This is a genomic window from Citricoccus muralis, assembly GCF_003386075.1.
GTDB lineage: Bacteria > Actinomycetota > Actinomycetes > Actinomycetales > Micrococcaceae > Citricoccus > Citricoccus muralis.
In genome coordinates this window covers 59,057-74,543 of the sequence record NZ_QREH01000001.1, presented here as the reverse complement: position 1 = coordinate 74,543, position 15,487 = coordinate 59,057, and the positions used below count along the sequence as shown (strand labels likewise).

Annotated in this window: 16 protein-coding genes; 10 read left to right on the top strand and 6 right to left on the bottom strand. The window is 66.2% G+C overall.

What is annotated here, in order from left to right; all coding sequences use genetic code 11:
• Positions 1 to 56: 56 nt before the first annotated feature.
• Entirely contained in the window at positions 57 to 743 is a 687-nt protein-coding gene (locus tag C8E99_RS00330; protein WP_115930603.1) for a hypothetical protein, read from the bottom strand.
• A gap of 114 nt (positions 744 to 857) precedes the next feature.
• Between C8E99_RS00330 and C8E99_RS15805 the strand changes: the two genes are divergently transcribed.
• The 4 genes from C8E99_RS15805 (at position 858) to C8E99_RS00315 (ending at position 3,356) form a co-directional block, all read left to right on the top strand.
• Positions 858 to 1,028, top strand: coding sequence for a hypothetical protein (locus C8E99_RS15805; protein WP_170144492.1), 171 nt, complete (start codon positions 858 to 860; stop codon positions 1,026 to 1,028).
• Between the two features lie 286 nt (positions 1,029 to 1,314).
• Positions 1,315 to 1,572: a hypothetical protein gene (locus tag C8E99_RS00325; protein ID WP_115930602.1), complete on the top strand. Its 258-nt coding sequence runs from the start codon at positions 1,315 to 1,317 to the stop codon at positions 1,570 to 1,572.
• A gap of 324 nt (positions 1,573 to 1,896) precedes the next feature.
• The gene (locus C8E99_RS00320; protein ID WP_115930601.1) at positions 1,897 to 2,763 is read left to right on the top strand and encodes an AraC family transcriptional regulator; all 867 of its coding nucleotides are present in this window, start codon (positions 1,897 to 1,899) and stop codon (positions 2,761 to 2,763) included.
• A 359-nt stretch (positions 2,764 to 3,122) separates the two neighbouring features.
• Positions 3,123 to 3,356: a hypothetical protein gene (locus C8E99_RS00315; RefSeq protein WP_115930600.1), complete on the top strand. Its 234-nt coding sequence runs from the start codon at positions 3,123 to 3,125 to the stop codon at positions 3,354 to 3,356.
• 207 nt (positions 3,357 to 3,563) lie between these two features.
• On the opposite strand, the gene merA is transcribed toward C8E99_RS00315, so the two are convergent.
• The gene (gene merA, locus C8E99_RS00310) at positions 3,564 to 5,009 is read right to left on the bottom strand and encodes a mercury(II) reductase (protein WP_115930599.1); all 1,446 of its coding nucleotides are present in this window, start codon (positions 5,007 to 5,009) and stop codon (positions 3,564 to 3,566) included.
• Between the two features lie 97 nt (positions 5,010 to 5,106).
• Here merA and C8E99_RS00305 point away from each other — a divergent pair, with 97 nt between their 5' ends.
• Positions 5,107 to 5,496, top strand: coding sequence for a heavy metal-responsive transcriptional regulator (locus C8E99_RS00305; RefSeq protein WP_115930598.1), 390 nt, complete (start codon positions 5,107 to 5,109; stop codon positions 5,494 to 5,496).
• 242 nt (positions 5,497 to 5,738) lie between these two features.
• Here C8E99_RS00305 and C8E99_RS00300 read toward each other — a convergent pair whose 3' ends face one another.
• Positions 5,739 to 6,581, bottom strand: coding sequence for a hypothetical protein (locus tag C8E99_RS00300; protein WP_147301140.1), 843 nt, complete (start codon positions 6,579 to 6,581; stop codon positions 5,739 to 5,741).
• 367 nt (positions 6,582 to 6,948) lie between these two features.
• The gene (locus C8E99_RS00295) at positions 6,949 to 7,875 is read right to left on the bottom strand and encodes a helix-turn-helix transcriptional regulator (RefSeq protein ID WP_115930596.1); all 927 of its coding nucleotides are present in this window, start codon (positions 7,873 to 7,875) and stop codon (positions 6,949 to 6,951) included.
• A 135-nt stretch (positions 7,876 to 8,010) separates the two neighbouring features.
• On the opposite strand from C8E99_RS00295, the gene C8E99_RS00290 reads away from it, so the two are divergent.
• The 3 genes from C8E99_RS00290 (at position 8,011) to C8E99_RS00280 (ending at position 11,607) form a co-directional block, all read left to right on the top strand.
• Positions 8,011 to 9,285: an MFS transporter gene (locus tag C8E99_RS00290; RefSeq protein ID WP_115933092.1), complete on the top strand. Its 1,275-nt coding sequence runs from the start codon at positions 8,011 to 8,013 to the stop codon at positions 9,283 to 9,285.
• A 102-nt stretch (positions 9,286 to 9,387) separates the two neighbouring features.
• On the top strand, positions 9,388 to 10,434 hold the full coding sequence (locus C8E99_RS00285) for a zinc-binding dehydrogenase (RefSeq protein WP_115930595.1): 1,047 nt from the start codon (positions 9,388 to 9,390) through the stop codon (positions 10,432 to 10,434).
• A 111-nt stretch (positions 10,435 to 10,545) separates the two neighbouring features.
• On the top strand, positions 10,546 to 11,607 hold the full coding sequence (locus tag C8E99_RS00280) for an aldo/keto reductase (protein ID WP_115930594.1): 1,062 nt from the start codon (positions 10,546 to 10,548) through the stop codon (positions 11,605 to 11,607).
• Positions 11,608 to 12,161: 554 nt separating this feature from the next.
• On the opposite strand, the gene C8E99_RS00275 is transcribed toward C8E99_RS00280, so the two are convergent.
• Positions 12,162 to 12,926, bottom strand: coding sequence for an SAM-dependent methyltransferase (locus tag C8E99_RS00275; RefSeq protein WP_115930593.1), 765 nt, complete (start codon positions 12,924 to 12,926; stop codon positions 12,162 to 12,164).
• Positions 12,927 to 13,150: 224 nt separating this feature from the next.
• On the opposite strand from C8E99_RS00275, the gene C8E99_RS00270 reads away from it, so the two are divergent.
• Positions 13,151 to 13,858, top strand: coding sequence for a nucleotidyltransferase family protein (locus tag C8E99_RS00270; protein WP_170144491.1), 708 nt, complete (start codon positions 13,151 to 13,153; stop codon positions 13,856 to 13,858).
• 93 nt (positions 13,859 to 13,951) lie between these two features.
• On the top strand, positions 13,952 to 14,647 hold the full coding sequence (locus tag C8E99_RS00265) for a hypothetical protein (protein WP_115930591.1): 696 nt from the start codon (positions 13,952 to 13,954) through the stop codon (positions 14,645 to 14,647).
• A 220-nt stretch (positions 14,648 to 14,867) separates the two neighbouring features.
• Here C8E99_RS00265 and C8E99_RS00260 read toward each other — a convergent pair whose 3' ends face one another.
• A complete protein-coding gene (locus tag C8E99_RS00260) occupies positions 14,868 to 15,386 on the bottom strand; it encodes a hypothetical protein (protein WP_115930590.1) in 519 nt (172 codons plus the stop codon).
• Between the last annotated feature and the right edge of the window lie 101 nt (positions 15,387 to 15,487).

The window sequence follows — 15,487 nt, the reverse complement described above, 5'->3', positions numbered from 1 at the left end:
ACGGGACGCGTTGAGACTCTGGTTTCGATTCATGCAGACAGTCTCGGGCGCGGTTGTTAGTTGCGTGTCGTGAAGTGGAGTTGGAGGTGCTTCAGCTCGGCGCGGGGAAGTACGGCGGTCACCACGCCGCCGTCGGGGAGTTCTGCGCCGAGGCCATACACCAACGGGTCGGCACCTACTTCCACGCCGGGGACTTCAACACCGTTGATGAGGAGGTTGGTCCGACCGGTCACTACCGGGCTGGGGCCTTCGGAGGGGCCCTGGTCGGCCGGGTTCTCGCTCAGCCCCAGCTCCCGCCGGTACTGGTTGACGAGGATGTAGCGGGCGTGGCCGGCCAGCAGGTGTCTCACGGTAGAACGCTCCGAGGGTTCGCGGTGCCATGTGGTCCGTACGGCCTCCCATAGCTGGGGGTATCGCCGTTGCTGCACCTGCTCGACCAACCACGCCGGGCGGGGCCAAGGCGGTACTTCGTCGAGCGCCCGCCGCGTCGGTTCGTCGAGCTCGGCCAGGTTGATCGGGTCGGAATGGTCGTGCGGGTTTCGCCAGAGGGTGTAGGTGATGCTGGCGGCCATCATGCTGTATCCGCGTTCATCCTGGCTGCTTGTGAAGGCGACGTCGCCCGCGTCCTCCAGGGAGGGTTGCGGCGCAAAGCCCAGTACGGGGATGGGTAGGAGCTTGAGTTGCTCAGCGAACTTGTCGCGGGGGTCGGGTGCGTCTTCGGGGAGAACTCCGGCAAATCGCATACACCGAGTATGAACCAAACACGTGACCGGTGGTCGATCCCAGGCCGGCACAGCATCGACACGGTTGGCTCCCATCGCCGTTAGGTCCGGAGCACTCGAAGGTAACCTCTGATCATGGGAAACGTCACTGGCTTGGTCCTCTACGTCGTCTTTGCCGCGATCTTCTTCTACGTGCTCTACGGAGTGATTCGCGCCGGTGTGCGTGATGGCATCCTGTCGGCGGACAAGCGGCGACGGGTCGACGCTCATGCTTCATCTGAAATAGACCCGAGCACACCGCGGTAGGCCTAGACCGGGCCGCTCAATGTCAACCTTGACGGCTATATCCCGGTACGCCGAGAGCAGGCTCTGAAAGCCACAGACGTGCTATCACTGCCAAGGCGTCATGGAGCGTGTTCGGAGCAGGATCGCTCAGTGGTGCTGGAATTCTCTGCCCGACGACTCCTGCACTCCTTGACCTTGTCCGGGCCGCGTTTCCCGTTTCTCCCGAAGTCGCTCTGAAAGGCTCTGGGGAAGACACACATAGCATCGTTGCCTCCGGTGATACGGCTGCATGACAGGAGGAGAGTCCATGAGTGATTGGGAGTTCGAGACTCCGGAGGATCCGCCAGAGCGTAATACGGCCGTCGAGGCGATTGAAGCTCGGCTCGAAGTAAGCGCGGAGCGCGCGTTGCTGGCCCAAGAGGCGATGCGTGCGGCCGAACGAGAACTGTCCTCGCTCGTGAAGGAAGCCGTAACTACGGGAATCTTAGTGCCCAAGGTAGCGGCTCTGGCACGGGTCACGACCGACGATATCCACCGAGTTCTGGAGAAGGGTGGGCTCTACTGATTGATCCGAGGTGATGAGTTCATCGCGGCAGTTTTCGTATGGGGAACCCTGTCTGGGGCGGGGCTTGGTGCTCAAAACGTCTGCTGCGGCTGTGCCGGAAGTGGATCCGCTTACGGGCAAGAACCGTCGCACATGCAGCCTTCACCGGCCCCAGCGAACGGGCGCCGTAAGCCGTTCGGCTTACGGGTCATGGCCGCACGGACGATGGAAGAAGCTGGTGCCCCCGCCCAGGCGAGATCACAGTGCTGATCCGACAGAATCGAACCGGAGAAGTCGGGCGGGAAGATCGCGCGTCGACGAGGGTGGACGGTGAAGGGAGCGACCATGATAGGGATCCTTAACCGCCTCGTTGATGAAATCGAGCAGCACCTCGGTGACGAATTGGACATCGACGCACTCGCCGCAGCGATGGGAACGACGGGCTACCACGCGCGTCGCATGTTCTCGTCGCTGGCCGGAATGCCGGTGTCCGACTACGTCCGGCGCCGGCGTATGACCGTCGCTGCAGCCGATGTCGTCGGGGATGAGGATCTGCTCACCATCGCCGTGCGCTATGGCTACGGTTCGACTGAAGCCTTCGGGCGGGCGTTTCGTTCCGTCCATGGGGTGAGTCACGGTTTCGTCCGCCGCCATGGTGGCCCCCTTCATAGTCAACCGCTACTCAGGTTTCGCCTGACCGTCGAAGGGAGCATTCCCATGGATGCCCGAATCGTTGAACGACCCCGTTTCCGCTTGATCGGCCACGCTGCTCGTGTGCCGCTGATCCACGAGGGCGTCAACCCGCACATTCAGCGGCACATCGCGTCTCTGCCCGCTACTGAGCACGAACGTCTCAAGGGTCTCAGCAACACCGACCCTTCGGGGCTGTTGCAGGTCAGTGCTGATCTTGACCCCGACTACGCCGAGGGAAGTGAACTGACCTATCTGCACGGCGTGGCGGTCAGCGCCAAGACCCAGGTTCCCGAGGACCTGGACACCATCGACGTGGACGCGGGTACATGGGTGGTCTTCCGTGCCTCCGGTGCCCACCCGGACGCTCTGCAGGATGCGTATGCAGCGTCCGCAACGGAGTGGTTCCCCTCCAACCCGTGGCGGTTGCGCCCCGGTCCGTCAGTTGTCTCGGTGCTCGACCATGCCCCGGATTTCTCCACGGCGACGTCTGAGATCTGGTTTCCCATCGAGCGCGCCTGAGCCAGATACGGGCCGGGCTCCGGAGTTTTTGGAGTCCGGCCCGGCACCGGTGGAAACGTAATTGGCTCGGGAACGCGGTCAACGTTCTTAGCTGCCGTCCTCGATGTCAACAACAGCTGCCTATCCCGCTGAGCTGCGCAGCTAATACGAGGTGTTCCCCAGGCTCACCGCAGTCTGGGCGCGCCCCGCAAGTGGTGAGAGTCCAACATAGATCGCCATTGCGCTGGTGGCATCCGTATCAACGTCTTCCGCTTCCACACTGCGCTCCAATGGAGGATCGGCGAGAGCTATCTTGCTGTACTGTCGGCGCCATCGCCACGCTGTCCGAAACCGCCCGGTCAAGTCGTTAGTGTGAGCACATGAGTCACGACGACGTCGGCCCGAAGAAGTCCGTTAACTCCGTCCTGGCCTATCGGTTCATCGCATTCACCTTCGCCGCCTGTGCCGTGTCGTTCGGGTTCACCCAGAGCTGGGGCGCCGCTCTGCCGTTCCTCGTCCTGGCGTCCACCTTCTTCATCCTCGGCGAGGAGGAGAAGAAGCGGACCCCCAAGGCCGCAAGAGACGGAAAGGCCGAGGACGGCCCGGAGGGCTGAGGAATCCCCGGCCACAGTCCGCGGGGCGTCGGGCGCCGGCGGCAGCACAGCATGGTGGTCTCGGCAGAGTCTCCTACCCTCATCCACCCCGGCGGCACGCCAGCGACCGAAGGCCCACAGGCGATATCGACTTACGCGGAACCCCGTAGTGAACCTGTCCGGTGGGGGATCCCCTTACGACGCAGCGTCGGCGCCCCGGGGGCTGGGTTAGGCGCAGCAGGACAGCTGGGAGGGGTCGGTGGTGAAGGCCTGGCAGGCGAGCTTGATGCCCTCGGCCATGGTCAGGTAGGGCGCCCACATTCCGGCGACGTGCTGGTAGGTCTGTCCGGCGTCGAGGAGGAAGACTCCGGCGGCGGCGAGTTCGCCGGCGTCCTGGGCCAGGGCGGTGAGGCCGAGGATGCGACCGGTGTCGTCGTCGATGACGACCTTGATAAACCCGCGGGTGTCGCGGTTGACCAGGGCCCGGGGCACGTACTGAAGGGGCAGCACCCGACAGTTACAGCGGTAGCCGGCCGCCACGGCCTGGTGCTCGGTGAGCCCGGCCGCGCCGATGGCCGGGCTGGTGAACGTCACCCGGGGCAGGTGGGAGTAGTCCACGGTGCGCCCGGCGCCGGTGAAGGCGTTCTCGACGGCCATCGCCCCGTGCTGAGCGGCGACGTAGACGAACTCGGGGTGGCCGGTGACGTCCCCGGCGGCCCAGATCCGCGGGGTGGACGTGGCCAGGAAGTCATCGACCAGGATCTGCCCACCGGCCCCGGTGGCGACCTGGACCGCGTCCAGGTTCAGGGTCTCGGTGACCGGGCGCCGGCCCAGGGCCACCAGCACCCGCTGGGCGCGGTACCGGGCGGTACCGCCGGCCACGGTCGCGGCGGCGGTGACCTCACCAGTGGCCTCGTCCTGGATGAGGGCGGTGATCTGGGCGCGGCGGATCACCGTGATGCCCTCCTCGGCGAGGACCTCGCCCAGGATCTGGTCGACCTCGGGTTCCTCGGCCGAGGCCAGGCGGGAGCGGACCAGCATGGTCACCGCCGAGCCGAGCCGGGCGAAGAGCTGGGCCAGCTCCAGGGCGACGTACCCGCCGCCGAGCACCAGCAGGGACTCGGGCACCTCGGGGAGATCCATCGCGGTGGTGGAGGTCAGGTAGTCGACCCGGTCCAGCCCCGGGAGGTCGGGGACCCAGGGTTGGGCGCCGGTGGCGATCAGGTAGTGCTCGGCTTCGATCAGCGCGGTATCCCCGTCGGGGCCGGTGACCTGCAGCACCGGGGCGTCCGGGGTGCCGGCGAAGGAGGCCTCTCCGGGCCGGATGGGCCAGTCGTAGGAGGCAGCGAGGTCGACGTACTTGTCCGACCGCAGGCCCTCCACGAGGGACTGCTTCGCCTGGATCAGTGCCGGCATGTCCACCGGGCCAGCGGTGGTGCTGATGCCGGGGAACCGGCCGGGCGCGTCGGCGGCCCCGTGCCGGGCCGCGGCCGCGGCGATCAGCGCCTTGGACGGCACACAGCCGATGTTCACGCAGGTCCCCCCGACCGTGCTCCGTTCGATCATCACCACCGACTTGCCCAGGTTCCGGGCCCGGATCGCGGCCGAGAACGCCGCCCCACCGGAACCGATCACCGCCAGGTCCACCCGCTCACCTCTCACCGCTACCTCCATCACTTGGCGAAACATCATCCTGAGCACCAGAATGGACCTTCCAGTACAGGGGAAGGTCAAGGCAGGCTTGCCAGTCACCCCGGGAAGTGAGGTGGCCATGAGGATCGGGGAACTCGCCGCCGCGGCGGGCACCAGCACCAAGACGCTGCGGTTCTACGAAGACCAGGGCCTGCTCCCGGCCCCAGACCGGACGCCGGCGGGCTACCGCGACTACCGCCCCGACGTGTTGTCCCGACTGGACTTCATCCGCCGGGGACAGGCCGCCGGGCTCACTCTGGCCCAGGTCAAGCAGGTCCTGGACATCCGCGATGACGGGCAGGCGCCCTGCGCGCACGTGCGTGACCTGCTCGATGAGCGCCTAGCGGAGATCGAGTACCAACTGCGCAGCCTGACCGTCCTGCGCGACACCCTCACCGAGCTACGCGAGGCGGCCATCCCCGTCCGGCCGGACACCTGCGGCCCGGACCAGGTCTGCCGCTACGTCTGAGCCGTGCCGCGACCACCGGTGCCGAGCCAGGAGCAGGTGGCGACCAGGCACAGTCCGGCGTGGTAGCTGCCGACGGTCTTGTCCGAGGGCATCGCGATCCGGCACCACTGCTTGAGGCGGTTGAATCACCGCTCCACGACATTGCGGCCGCGACAGCGAGCCTGCTGCCGCTCGCCGAAGTCGATCGGTCGGCCCGGCTTGCTCCGGCGGTGCGCGATCTGGTCGTCGCGTTCAGGGAACGTCTAATTGGACGCTGACGATGTGGTTCGCAACTCCCACATGCGCCATGCCTCATTGAGGAGGAACCAGGCCGTCGCCATTTGTTGGACGACCATGTCTTTCGCGGTGCCGAAAAATGCCACGCGTCCCTCATCACCTCGGCTATGCCCTTGCGGGCGGTGCATGTTCATCAACAGGCGGCCATGAGCGGAGCCACTACCGAGCCTCCATTCCATCTCCGTAGCCAGCTGGAGCAGGGCAGCATCCTCGCCGCTATGGACGACTTTCGCAGCTTCTTTGATGAGGTCAGTGTCTTTCAACTTCAGGTTCGACCTGGACACGCCACGCGCTTTGAGTAGCGTCTCCACGCGCTCAATTCCTTCCTGAGGCCAATCCAAGAAGTCACTGTCCGGAGTCACGATGCCCTCCATCTCAGCCACAGCCGGGTGACCGGCCGTGGCGCCTCGAAAGTAGAGCGCCTGCAGGTATTCCTCCCGAGCAATGCGCAACCCGTAGTTGATGCGCTGCTCGCGTTTACGGGTACATAGCAGCAACGCCGCCTGCGACGATCCGATCAAGGCCCCCCGCAGCACGGTGAAGGTGGCCGCTGGCAGAATCGGTCGGTCGTGTTCCAACTGGTGATCCACCAGCGCTACGCATCCGTCTAAGTGCTCCACGCCGACGGTCAATCCCCACCAGGCGAGCTGGCTGCACGGCATTTCAGGGTGAACCTGATCATCCGCCGATAGAGACGAGCCGGGTGCGACATTGTCAAGAAACTTCACCCGTTCGCGCCAGTGTCCCAATGCCTCCCGGATCTTGGCTAGGCGTTCTTCCCACTCTTCGCTTGATGGTCTGTCGCTCACTTAAGCCAACCTAGCGGGGCGCCCACGTCCGTTTGGCGTAAGGGGATCCCCTTACGGGCAAGAATCGTTGGACGTGCAGCCTTGGTGTGGATTTGATCGCTTCGTGGCGGTCTTTTGTTATTGCTCTGTGTCGGCATTGCGCGCGCATGCCGATTGGTCAGGGTGCGGGGACGTTGCTTCTTGGGGCACCGTCCCGTGGTGGGGATCGATTCTCTTTGCCTTATGGCTACGTCCGGGGGCGATTGCATGTCGCTGTGGGCACCCGGTTGGCCGCTCTCGGTGCGATGGGCGTCAGGGTAGTGAGTGATCTGTACCGCGGCCTGTTGAACGATCGCGAGGTGATTGTGTCGGGTGATGGCACCACCTGTTACCGGCCGTTTTCGGGGTATTCGGGTCTGTTTGCTGCCGGCATCTGTTGGTCGGTTGCGGCTGTCCGCGGGTCCGGAGCGTGCAGGCTGGCCAGCAATCTGAGGCGCTCTTCATCGGGGGTACCGGGTTCGGCGGTGTAGAAGGAGAGGTCGTGCCAGGCGCGCCGGCCCATCGGCAGGTCCACGGACTGGTAGGAGAGCTCGATCTCTCCGATCTCGGGGTGTTGGAGGCGTTTGGTGCCGTCGTGGCGGGTGCGGATGTCATGGGAAGCCCAGTAGGTGCGGAATTCCTCGCTCATGGTGGAAAGCTCGCCGATGAGTTCGCGTAGGGCTTTGTCGTGGGGCTCGCGCCCGGCTTCGGCCCGCAGCAGCGCGACCGTCGCGGCTGCTCCTGCCTCCCAGTCGATGAAGAAATCGTGGGATCCGTCGTCGAGGAAGAAGTAGCGTCCGAAATTTGGTCTGCCACCTGCGGTGCTCGGGCTCAGGAACATCGGTGCGTGGAGGGCGCGGCCGAGGGCGTTGGAGCCAATCACGTCGAGTCTGCCGTTGCGCACATAGGCCGCGGACATCGTGACCGAGTCGAGCATCCACTGCATCTGCGGGGCCAGCGGCGCCTCGCGGCGGCGGGTGGCCCTGCGGTGCGCCGGCTTGGCGGCCCGGGCCAGATCCAACAGGTACGCGCGTTCGTCGTCGTCGAGGCGCAGCGCGTCAGCAACGGCGGCGAGGACCTCCTCGGACATCTCCCCGATGTGGCCCTTCTCCAGGCGCGTGTACCACTCGGTGCTGACCCCTGCCAGCACGGCGACTTCCTCGCGGCGCAGGCCCGGCACACGGCGGCGGTTGCTGGTGGGCAGGCCGACCTGGTTCGGGGTGAGCTTGGCGCGCCGGCTGGCGAGGAAGTCCTTGATGTCCGCGCGGTTGTCCATATCTTCCACGGTACGCGCCGGTGTTCGACTGAAGGGGGTCGAGTTTGTACCCCCACAAACTCGACCTTCTCCAATCCCGCGCATGGGGGTGTGATGGATAGCGACAAGAACAACCCTGACGTGACGAGGTTCCCCATGCAGGTCGACGAAGCTTCGACTTCCCCTACCACCGTGCCGGTTGCCGGTGGATCATCCCGGTTGCCCCTGGTGGTCTACATCCTGGCGCTGGGCACGTTCCTGATGCTCACCACCGAGTTCGTCGTGGCCGGCATCCTGCCCCAGATGGCCGGCGACCTGGGTGTCAGCGTGGCCCAGGCCGGGTTGCTGATCACCGTGTTCGCAGCAGGGATGGTCGTAGGCGCGCCCCTGATGGCGATGGCCACCCTGCGCATGCCCCGGCGGTTGAGCCTGGTGTTGGCGCTGGTCGTCTTCGCGATCGGGCACGTCGTCGTCGCCCTGGCCTCCACCTTCGAGGTGCTGCTCGTGGCACGGTTCCTCACCGCGCTGGCCACCGGTGCATTCTGGGCCATCGCCGGGGTGGTCGCCGCCCAGGCCGCCGGCCCCACACGGGCCTCCCGCGCCTTGGGCATCGTCAACGCCGGTGGCATGCTCGCCACCGTCCTGGGCGTGCCGCTGGGTGCCTTCGCCGCCCAGCTGCTCGGCTGGCGCGGAACCTTCTGGGCGCTGGCCGTTCTGGCCCTGGCCGCCAGCGTCCTGATCGTCCGTCACGTCCCGCGCGCCGGGACCCACGACCGGCCGGTGTCGATCCGGACCGAACTGTCCGCCCTGCGCTCCGGCCGGCTTTGGCTGGCCCTGGCCGCCTGCGCCGCTACCACTGGCGGCGTCCTCGCCGCCTATTCCTACGTCGCCCCGCTGCTGACCGACCAGGCGGGTATCCCGGTAGGCCTCGTCCCGCTGGTCCTGGCCGGGTTCGGCATCGGATCGCTCATCGGCTCGATCGTGGGCGGACGGCTCGGCGATGCCCACCCGCACCTGGTCACCATCGTCGCGCCCGCGGCGACCACCGTCCTGCTGGTCGCCATCTGCTTCCTGGCCAGCGCGCCGGTCCCCCTGGCCATCCTCATCGCCATCCTCGGACTCTTCGGACTGGGCGTGAACCCGGTGCTGATCTCGTTGGCCCTGCGCTACGCTGACCACGCGCCAACACTGGGGTCTTCCCTCAGTGTGGCCGCGTTCAACGTCGGCACCGTGGTGGCCTCCTGGATCGGCGGCATCGCCCTGGGCTCCGGCCTTGGACCCATCGGTCCCGTCGCCGTCGGAGCCGTCATCGCCGCCTTGGCACTGGTCCCGACCACCGCCTTGGCCGTGATGGCCCGCCGCTGCACCGCCCCGGCACCGGAAACCGACCCGACGACCACCGCGGCCGCCCCAGCCACCCCTGTCGGATAGGGTCCGGCGAAACGCCGATGGGTGCCGGGCGCCAGGACGCCCGGCACCGAAGAGCCGGACCACACCGACAAACAAGAAAACCTAGAACCAAGGAGAACAACCATGCGTGCAACGCTCATGTACGGTCCCGGCGACGTCCGCGTCGAGGACGTCCCGGATTCGACCATCAAGCGGCCCACAGACGAGCTGGTGCGGGTCACCGCGGCCTGCATCTGCGGATCCGACCTGCACCCCTACCACTCCATGAACCCGGCCGACGGACCGGCCCGGATGGGCCACGAGCTGATCGGCGTCGTCGAGGAGACCGGCCCCGAGGTGATCACCCTGAAAAAGGGCGACCTGGTCGTGGCCCCCTTCGCGGTCTCGGACAACGTGTGCGAGTTCTGCCGCGAGAACCTGCACACCTCCTGCATCCACCCCGAGGCCGGCTTCTGGGACGGAGGCGTCCCGGACGAGGGCGGCCAGGCCGAGGCCATCCGCGTCCCCCTGGCTGATGGCACCCTGGTGAAACTGCCCGTCGCCGAAGACTCGGAGCTGATGCCCTCCCTGCTGACCCTGGCCGACGTGTTCGGCACCGGCTACCACGCCGCCAAGATGGGCGGCGTGGCCCCGGGCAGCCGGGTCACCGTGATCGGAGACGGTGCGGTCGGGCTCATGGCCGTGCTTTCGGCCAAACGGCTCGGCGCCGAGCAGATCATCCTCATGGGACGCCACGCCGACCGCACCGGCCTCGGCCGTGAGTTCGGTGCCACCGACGTCGTCGCCGAACGCGGTGAGGAAGGCATCGCGAAGGTGCGCGACCTCACCGGTGGCCACGGCTCCCACGTCGTCCTGGAGGCCGTCGGCCAGCTGCCCGCCTACCAGCAGGCCTACGGTGTCGTCAGGCCCGGCGGAGTGATCAGCCGCGTCGGCGTGCCCCAGTACGAACAGGCCCCGATCGGCTTCGGCAGCCTGTTCCGCCACAACATCCGCCTTGCCGGCGGCCCCGCACCCGTCCGCGCCTACATCGACGAGCTGATGCCCGACATCCTCGACGGCACCATCGAACCCGGCAGGGTCTTCGACACCGCCACCGACCTCGATGGGGTCCCCGCCGGCTACCGGGATATGGATGGCCGCAAGAGCCTGAAGGTCCTCGTCCGCCCGTAGTGGGGCCGACTCCATCTCCGCGAACACCGACCGCAACGCCCGGACGTGCCCGACCGGCCCATGCACCACCCGCGCCACTTTCACCCACCCCGGACAAAGGAGCAGCACACAATGCAGTATCGGACCCTCGGTAGGAGCGGACTCTCCGTCTCCAACCTGGCCCTCGGCACCATGGACTTCGGCAACGACACCGCCGAGGAGGACTCCCACGCCATCATCGACGCGTTCCTTGAGGCTGGCGGCAACTTCATCGACTCCTCCGACGTCTACGGCGGGGGTGAATCCGAAGCCGTCATCGGCCGTTGGTTCGCCAGCCGGTCCAACGAGCTCACCGACAGGGTCGTCCTCGCCACCAAGGGCCGCTTCGGCACCGGACCCGACGTCAACGACGTCAGCCTCTCCCGTCGCCATCTCGATCGCGCCCTCACCGCGTCCCTGCGCCGCCTGCAGGTGGACACGATCGACCTGTACCAGCTGCATGGCTGGGACCCGATAACCCCGGTCGATGAGACACTGTCCTTCCTCGACAACGCCGTGCGCGCCGGGAAGATCCACTACCTCGGCCTGTCGAACTTCACCGGCTGGCAGCTGCAACTCGTGCTCTCCACTGCGAAGGCGATGGGCGTGCGACTGCCGGTGACCCTGCAGCAGCAGTACAGCCTCCTCTCCCGTGAGATCGAGTGGGAAGTGGTCCCCGCCGCCCTCCACAACGGGATCGGGCTGCTGCCCTGGTCGCCGCTGGCTGGAGGGTTCCTCACCGGCAAGTACCAGCGCGACGCCACCCCCTCGTCCAACACGCGCGCCGGATCCGGCAACCCGGTGTACGAGCACGCCTCCGCCGACTATGCATCCAAAGACCGCAACTGGGACACCATCGACGCGGTGAAGACCATCGCCCACCGCATCGGCGCGACACCCAGCCAGGTCGCCATCAGCTGGGTGGCCAACCAGCCCGCGGTCACCTCCCCGGTCGTCGGGGCCCGCAACCTCGAGCAGCTCACCAACAACCTCGCCGGCGCCGATCTCACCCTCGATGCCCACGACACCGCCATCCTGAACAAGGTGAGCGCGCCGAACCCGGGCGACTACCCCTACGGGCCGTTCGGCAGGCTGCAGGTCGCCCGCTACATCGACTCCAGCGCCCAAGGACTCAGCGAGCTCTTCGACCACTAGCCACCGACCACCGACCCGCGGTGCGCCCCTGCCGATGCGGGAGCGCACCGCGGGCCGGCTGCCCGCCTGCAACCCGGCTTCGCATTGCACCGCGATGCGTCCAGGCACCTCACCACTGGTGAGTGTCTTGGTGGACACCCTCCAGCAAACCTCGACGCGGACACTTATCTCATACCAGTGAGGTCTCGTATAGCTACAGCTTTCCAAGACACCGGACCCGCCTCCCGGCGTGCCCCATCGAAGACCGAGATCCCGGCCCCCGCGATGTCTCGATAAGTCGTCTCAACGCGTAGTGTCTCGAAATCTCACCGAGACCCCCTGTCGCTTTCAGAAGTCGACGGCACTGATGTCAGAACCGGTCTTCACTGGTCGGCCAGGTGACGTCGACGCTGCGCCGTAAGGGGATCCCCTTACGGACGCGAACCCCCGCCCGTATTACGCTCGGCTGACCCCTTCGAACGGGTGCCATAAACCCTTCGTCTACTGACACCGGTCTGTGGCCCGGCAGAGAGGGGCATTGCGCCGGTGCTCGCGGCAGGGGCTGTGCGGCGGACTCACCTCAACGGCGCAGCGTTCAAGGTGGAGCGTCTGAGCAGCATCGTAAGAAACCCCAATGTGCCCCGGTATCCCCCGAGCCAGGCCCGGCGGTGCTCCACCGACGCTGTCATCACCTGCTGGCTGTCCGGGTGGTCCGGGTGGTCCAGAGCCCATCGGGCTAGTGACCCGGTCCAGGACCACTCGTAAGAGTCCCACTCCTGCAGGGTGCTGACGTGTCCTTCGACTGGAACCCACCCGGCCGAGTCCACGGCCTGCACGGTGGTGGACAGGTCGCAGTAGTCATCGGTGGCGGCGCCGAGCAGGGCAAGAGTCTGCTCGCTGGGTGCCTGCTCCCAGATGCAGTCACCGAGAAGTAGCTGGCCATCCGGGTGAAGGTGCTCATCCGCCGCGGCCAGCGTGGGCAGCAGCCCACCGAACGCATATGCCGCGCCGATGCTGAGGACTACGTCGAACTTCTCGGTAGTCCTCCACTCCCGCACGTCCGCGTGAACCAGCTGCAATCGCTCCCCGAGTCCTTCCCGGTTGGCCTGCTCCAGAACTCGGTCGAAGCCGGCTCCGGACACGTCGACCCCAACAGCAGTCAGCGTGGGCTCGCGCCTCAGCGCCCGCAGCAACCAGGTGCCGTCACCGCAACCGAGGTCCAGCACTGAGCGTTGGCCGGTGACAGCGAGTGCCAGGAGCCGGTCGACCGTCTCGTTGCTCAGGGGTGACGCGATCGGATGCCGGGTGTGAGCAAGGTCGCTGATTTCGGATCGATTCACACCGACGACTCTATAAGGGCGACCGCGCCACCCCGAAGTTCCCAGACTCTCGCCGATCATCGATCGGCTTCAGGCACAACCTATCGGGCCGTGTCGCGTCATGGGATGCTCCAGCGGGCGTGCGGTCAGTGCCCGACTTGCGGAAGTTGCAACTGACTGTGGAATCGGATGAGATCAGGAGCATGTTCTCCCCCTCAGACAGGTCAGAGATTCGAGACCAGCTCGTGGCTCGCGCTGAGGCGGACGCGCACATCGTCGGAGCGGCCCTGGTGGGATCGTCCGCGCGGGGCACTGAAGACGATTGGTCCGACATAGATCTGGCGCTCCAACTCGCCCCCGGAGCGGACGAGCCGACTGTTGTAGAGGACTGGTCGCGCGCAATCGATGACCTGGGTGCCACTGCCGATACTCTGGACATTGTCGCGGCCGGGGCTCGTTTCCGCGTCTTCTTCCTGAGGTCATCGCTTCAGATCGATCTGGCGTTCTGGCCGCACGATAAGTTCCGGGCGACCGAGCCGGGGTTTCGCATCCTGTTCGGGACACCGAACGATCCGACCGAGCCTGCGCCCGTGGATGTGGCCAGGACGATTGGCATGGGCTGGCTCTACGCGATCCACGCGCGCTCCGCGGTAGCCCGGGGCAAAGTGTGGCAGGCCGACATGATGATCAACGACCTCCGCACTACCGTTGCCACCCTCAAATGCATCCGGACCGGGCTCAATCCCCATCATGGCCGCGAGGTCGACCTCCTTCCCGCGGCGGACCTTGCCCAGCTGGAAGCCGCTCGCGCGACAAGCGTCATCCCGGAGGCGTTGGACCGGAGTCGGGTGCTCCTGACTCGCCAGTTCCTGGATGAAATCGCATTGCACGACCGCAACCGTTTCGAGCGATTGCGGGAACCGTTCGCCGAACTCGGTCGCGCCGTTCACTGAGGGATCCACTTACGGAAACGACTAGGCCGAACTTCTTGCAAGACTGTCCATTAGTAGGACACGCGATGCGGTGTCTGCTCAAGGTCGGGCAGGATGATGACCATGGAGTACCTGACGGTGAGTATCCCTGTGGCCTTATGGAAGCGTGTGGATGGGTGCGCCGATAACAGCGCGGCCGTGGACGTCGTGGACGCGATCATGGAGTCCGTGATCGTCGGCTCGTGCGTTCGGGACGCCGGCTGGCGGGCCTCCTCGGCGTACTCGGGGGAACGAGATCAGCACGGTTGGCCGCCCCCGGAACACCGGCTGCCGATCGTGCTCCGACGCGAGCACTGGGAGTGGGTGCTGGCCCAGCTCCAACGATGGGAACCGCCTGAAACCGATGACTCGTTCACCGAAGTGCGAGAACTGATCACCCATGGCCTCAATCCCGCCAGCAACGACCACAGCGAGCATTCTGATCTATCGAGAGCCCGCCCGGCGACCCGGATGACGGGAGCTGTGGCGGAAGAGCAGGTAGTGCGGATCCACGTCGGTCCGGTGGACGATGACGAGGAGCACCGACAAGACATGCTCCGCCTCAATCTCTTGGCCCAGCAGCAGCAAAGCCGGGCACGCATGGAACAGCACTCCCAGTTCATTCTGGAGGCCGCCAGGGCTGCTGCGTACGCCAAGATCGGGCCGAAAAGCCCGGGCCCCGAGGGTGTGGAGCTCGCACACGAGATCGCCGACTCTGTGCTCGACGCTGTGCTGACAGCGATGAGAGACGGCCCACCCGCGGGGATCTGATGGCCACTGCGCGGTGCGCGGTTGATTCCGAATCCACCCCAGCCACTTGTCCGAGACCTCCGAAAAGGGATCCCCTAGACGATCGCGCATCGGACGCTCAATTGGGTCATCGGTCGGCCAAGTAGTTAGGGCGCGGGACGGACGGCCAGCATTCCCGAAGAACTATCAATTGGTCGGGTGGCAGTCCAGAACGCCATGCGTTCTGCTCCATGCCGTGAGGTCAGGTCCAGACCGTCCTTCCGACGTCGCCGTGGAGTGTGGTCGACAGGTCACGCACCGTGTAATGCCAGTCCCGGTAGAGCAGTTCCACGGCGACGTGGTTCTCCAGGTCCACGATCGCGTGGCCGCGCCCGGCGGGGCCGGCGAACTCCAGCCGGACGCTGTCCCCGTTCCGCCACGCGTCCGTGACCTCGTAGTTCAAGGTGTAGTCCCAGATCGGCAGGTCCAGTGGGCTGAACATGGCCAGCACCGGGCGCGCCATCGGGAACTCGTCGCGGTGCGTCCACAGCGGCGGATCGTCCAGCGACTCGAGGACCAACTCTTGGGTGCGGGGGTTGTAGCTCACGGTTTCGTCGTCGGTGGTGCTGCGGTACTCACCGGTGGGGCTGCGGGCAATCACCTGAAGTGTCTGGGTCGAGTTCCCGTCGGTGGCATGGACCGTGGCTTCGATCTGCTCGGGGGCAGAGAGCCTCCTCTTGGACGTAATAAGGGCCGAGAGGCTCGTGGCGGCATCATTCATGGTCACTCCATTCTCAGGGTCGCTCCATCATGCCCCCGAACACCCGTACCGGCGGGGGATCGTCTTTCGGGACGCTCAGGGCGGCCTGACGGATCGGCCGG

Bases quoted from the DNA above. Each gene is read 5' to 3' on its own strand.
- C8E99_RS00330 (WP_115930603.1), bottom strand. From the start codon at position 743: ATGCGATTTGCCGGAGTTCTCCCCGAAGACGCACCCGACCCCCGCGAC.
- C8E99_RS15805 (WP_170144492.1), top strand. From the start codon at position 858: ATGGGAAACGTCACTGGCTTGGTCCTCTACGTCGTCTTTGCCGCGATC.
- C8E99_RS00325 (WP_115930602.1), top strand. From the start codon at position 1,315: ATGAGTGATTGGGAGTTCGAGACTCCGGAGGATCCGCCAGAGCGTAAT.
- C8E99_RS00320 (WP_115930601.1), top strand. From the start codon at position 1,897: ATGATAGGGATCCTTAACCGCCTCGTTGATGAAATCGAGCAGCACCTC.
- C8E99_RS00315 (WP_115930600.1), top strand. From the start codon at position 3,123: ATGAGTCACGACGACGTCGGCCCGAAGAAGTCCGTTAACTCCGTCCTG.
- merA (WP_115930599.1), bottom strand. From the start codon at position 5,009: ATGGAGGTAGCGGTGAGAGGTGAGCGGGTGGACCTGGCGGTGATCGGT.
- C8E99_RS00305 (WP_115930598.1), top strand. From the start codon at position 5,107: ATGAGGATCGGGGAACTCGCCGCCGCGGCGGGCACCAGCACCAAGACG.
- C8E99_RS00295 (WP_115930596.1), bottom strand. From the start codon at position 7,875: ATGGACAACCGCGCGGACATCAAGGACTTCCTCGCCAGCCGGCGCGCC.
- C8E99_RS00290 (WP_115933092.1), top strand. From the start codon at position 8,011: ATGCAGGTCGACGAAGCTTCGACTTCCCCTACCACCGTGCCGGTTGCC.
- C8E99_RS00285 (WP_115930595.1), top strand. From the start codon at position 9,388: ATGCGTGCAACGCTCATGTACGGTCCCGGCGACGTCCGCGTCGAGGAC.
- C8E99_RS00280 (WP_115930594.1), top strand. From the start codon at position 10,546: ATGCAGTATCGGACCCTCGGTAGGAGCGGACTCTCCGTCTCCAACCTG.
- C8E99_RS00265 (WP_115930591.1), top strand. From the start codon at position 13,952: ATGATGACCATGGAGTACCTGACGGTGAGTATCCCTGTGGCCTTATGG.
- C8E99_RS00260 (WP_115930590.1), bottom strand. From the start codon at position 15,386: ATGAATGATGCCGCCACGAGCCTCTCGGCCCTTATTACGTCCAAGAGG.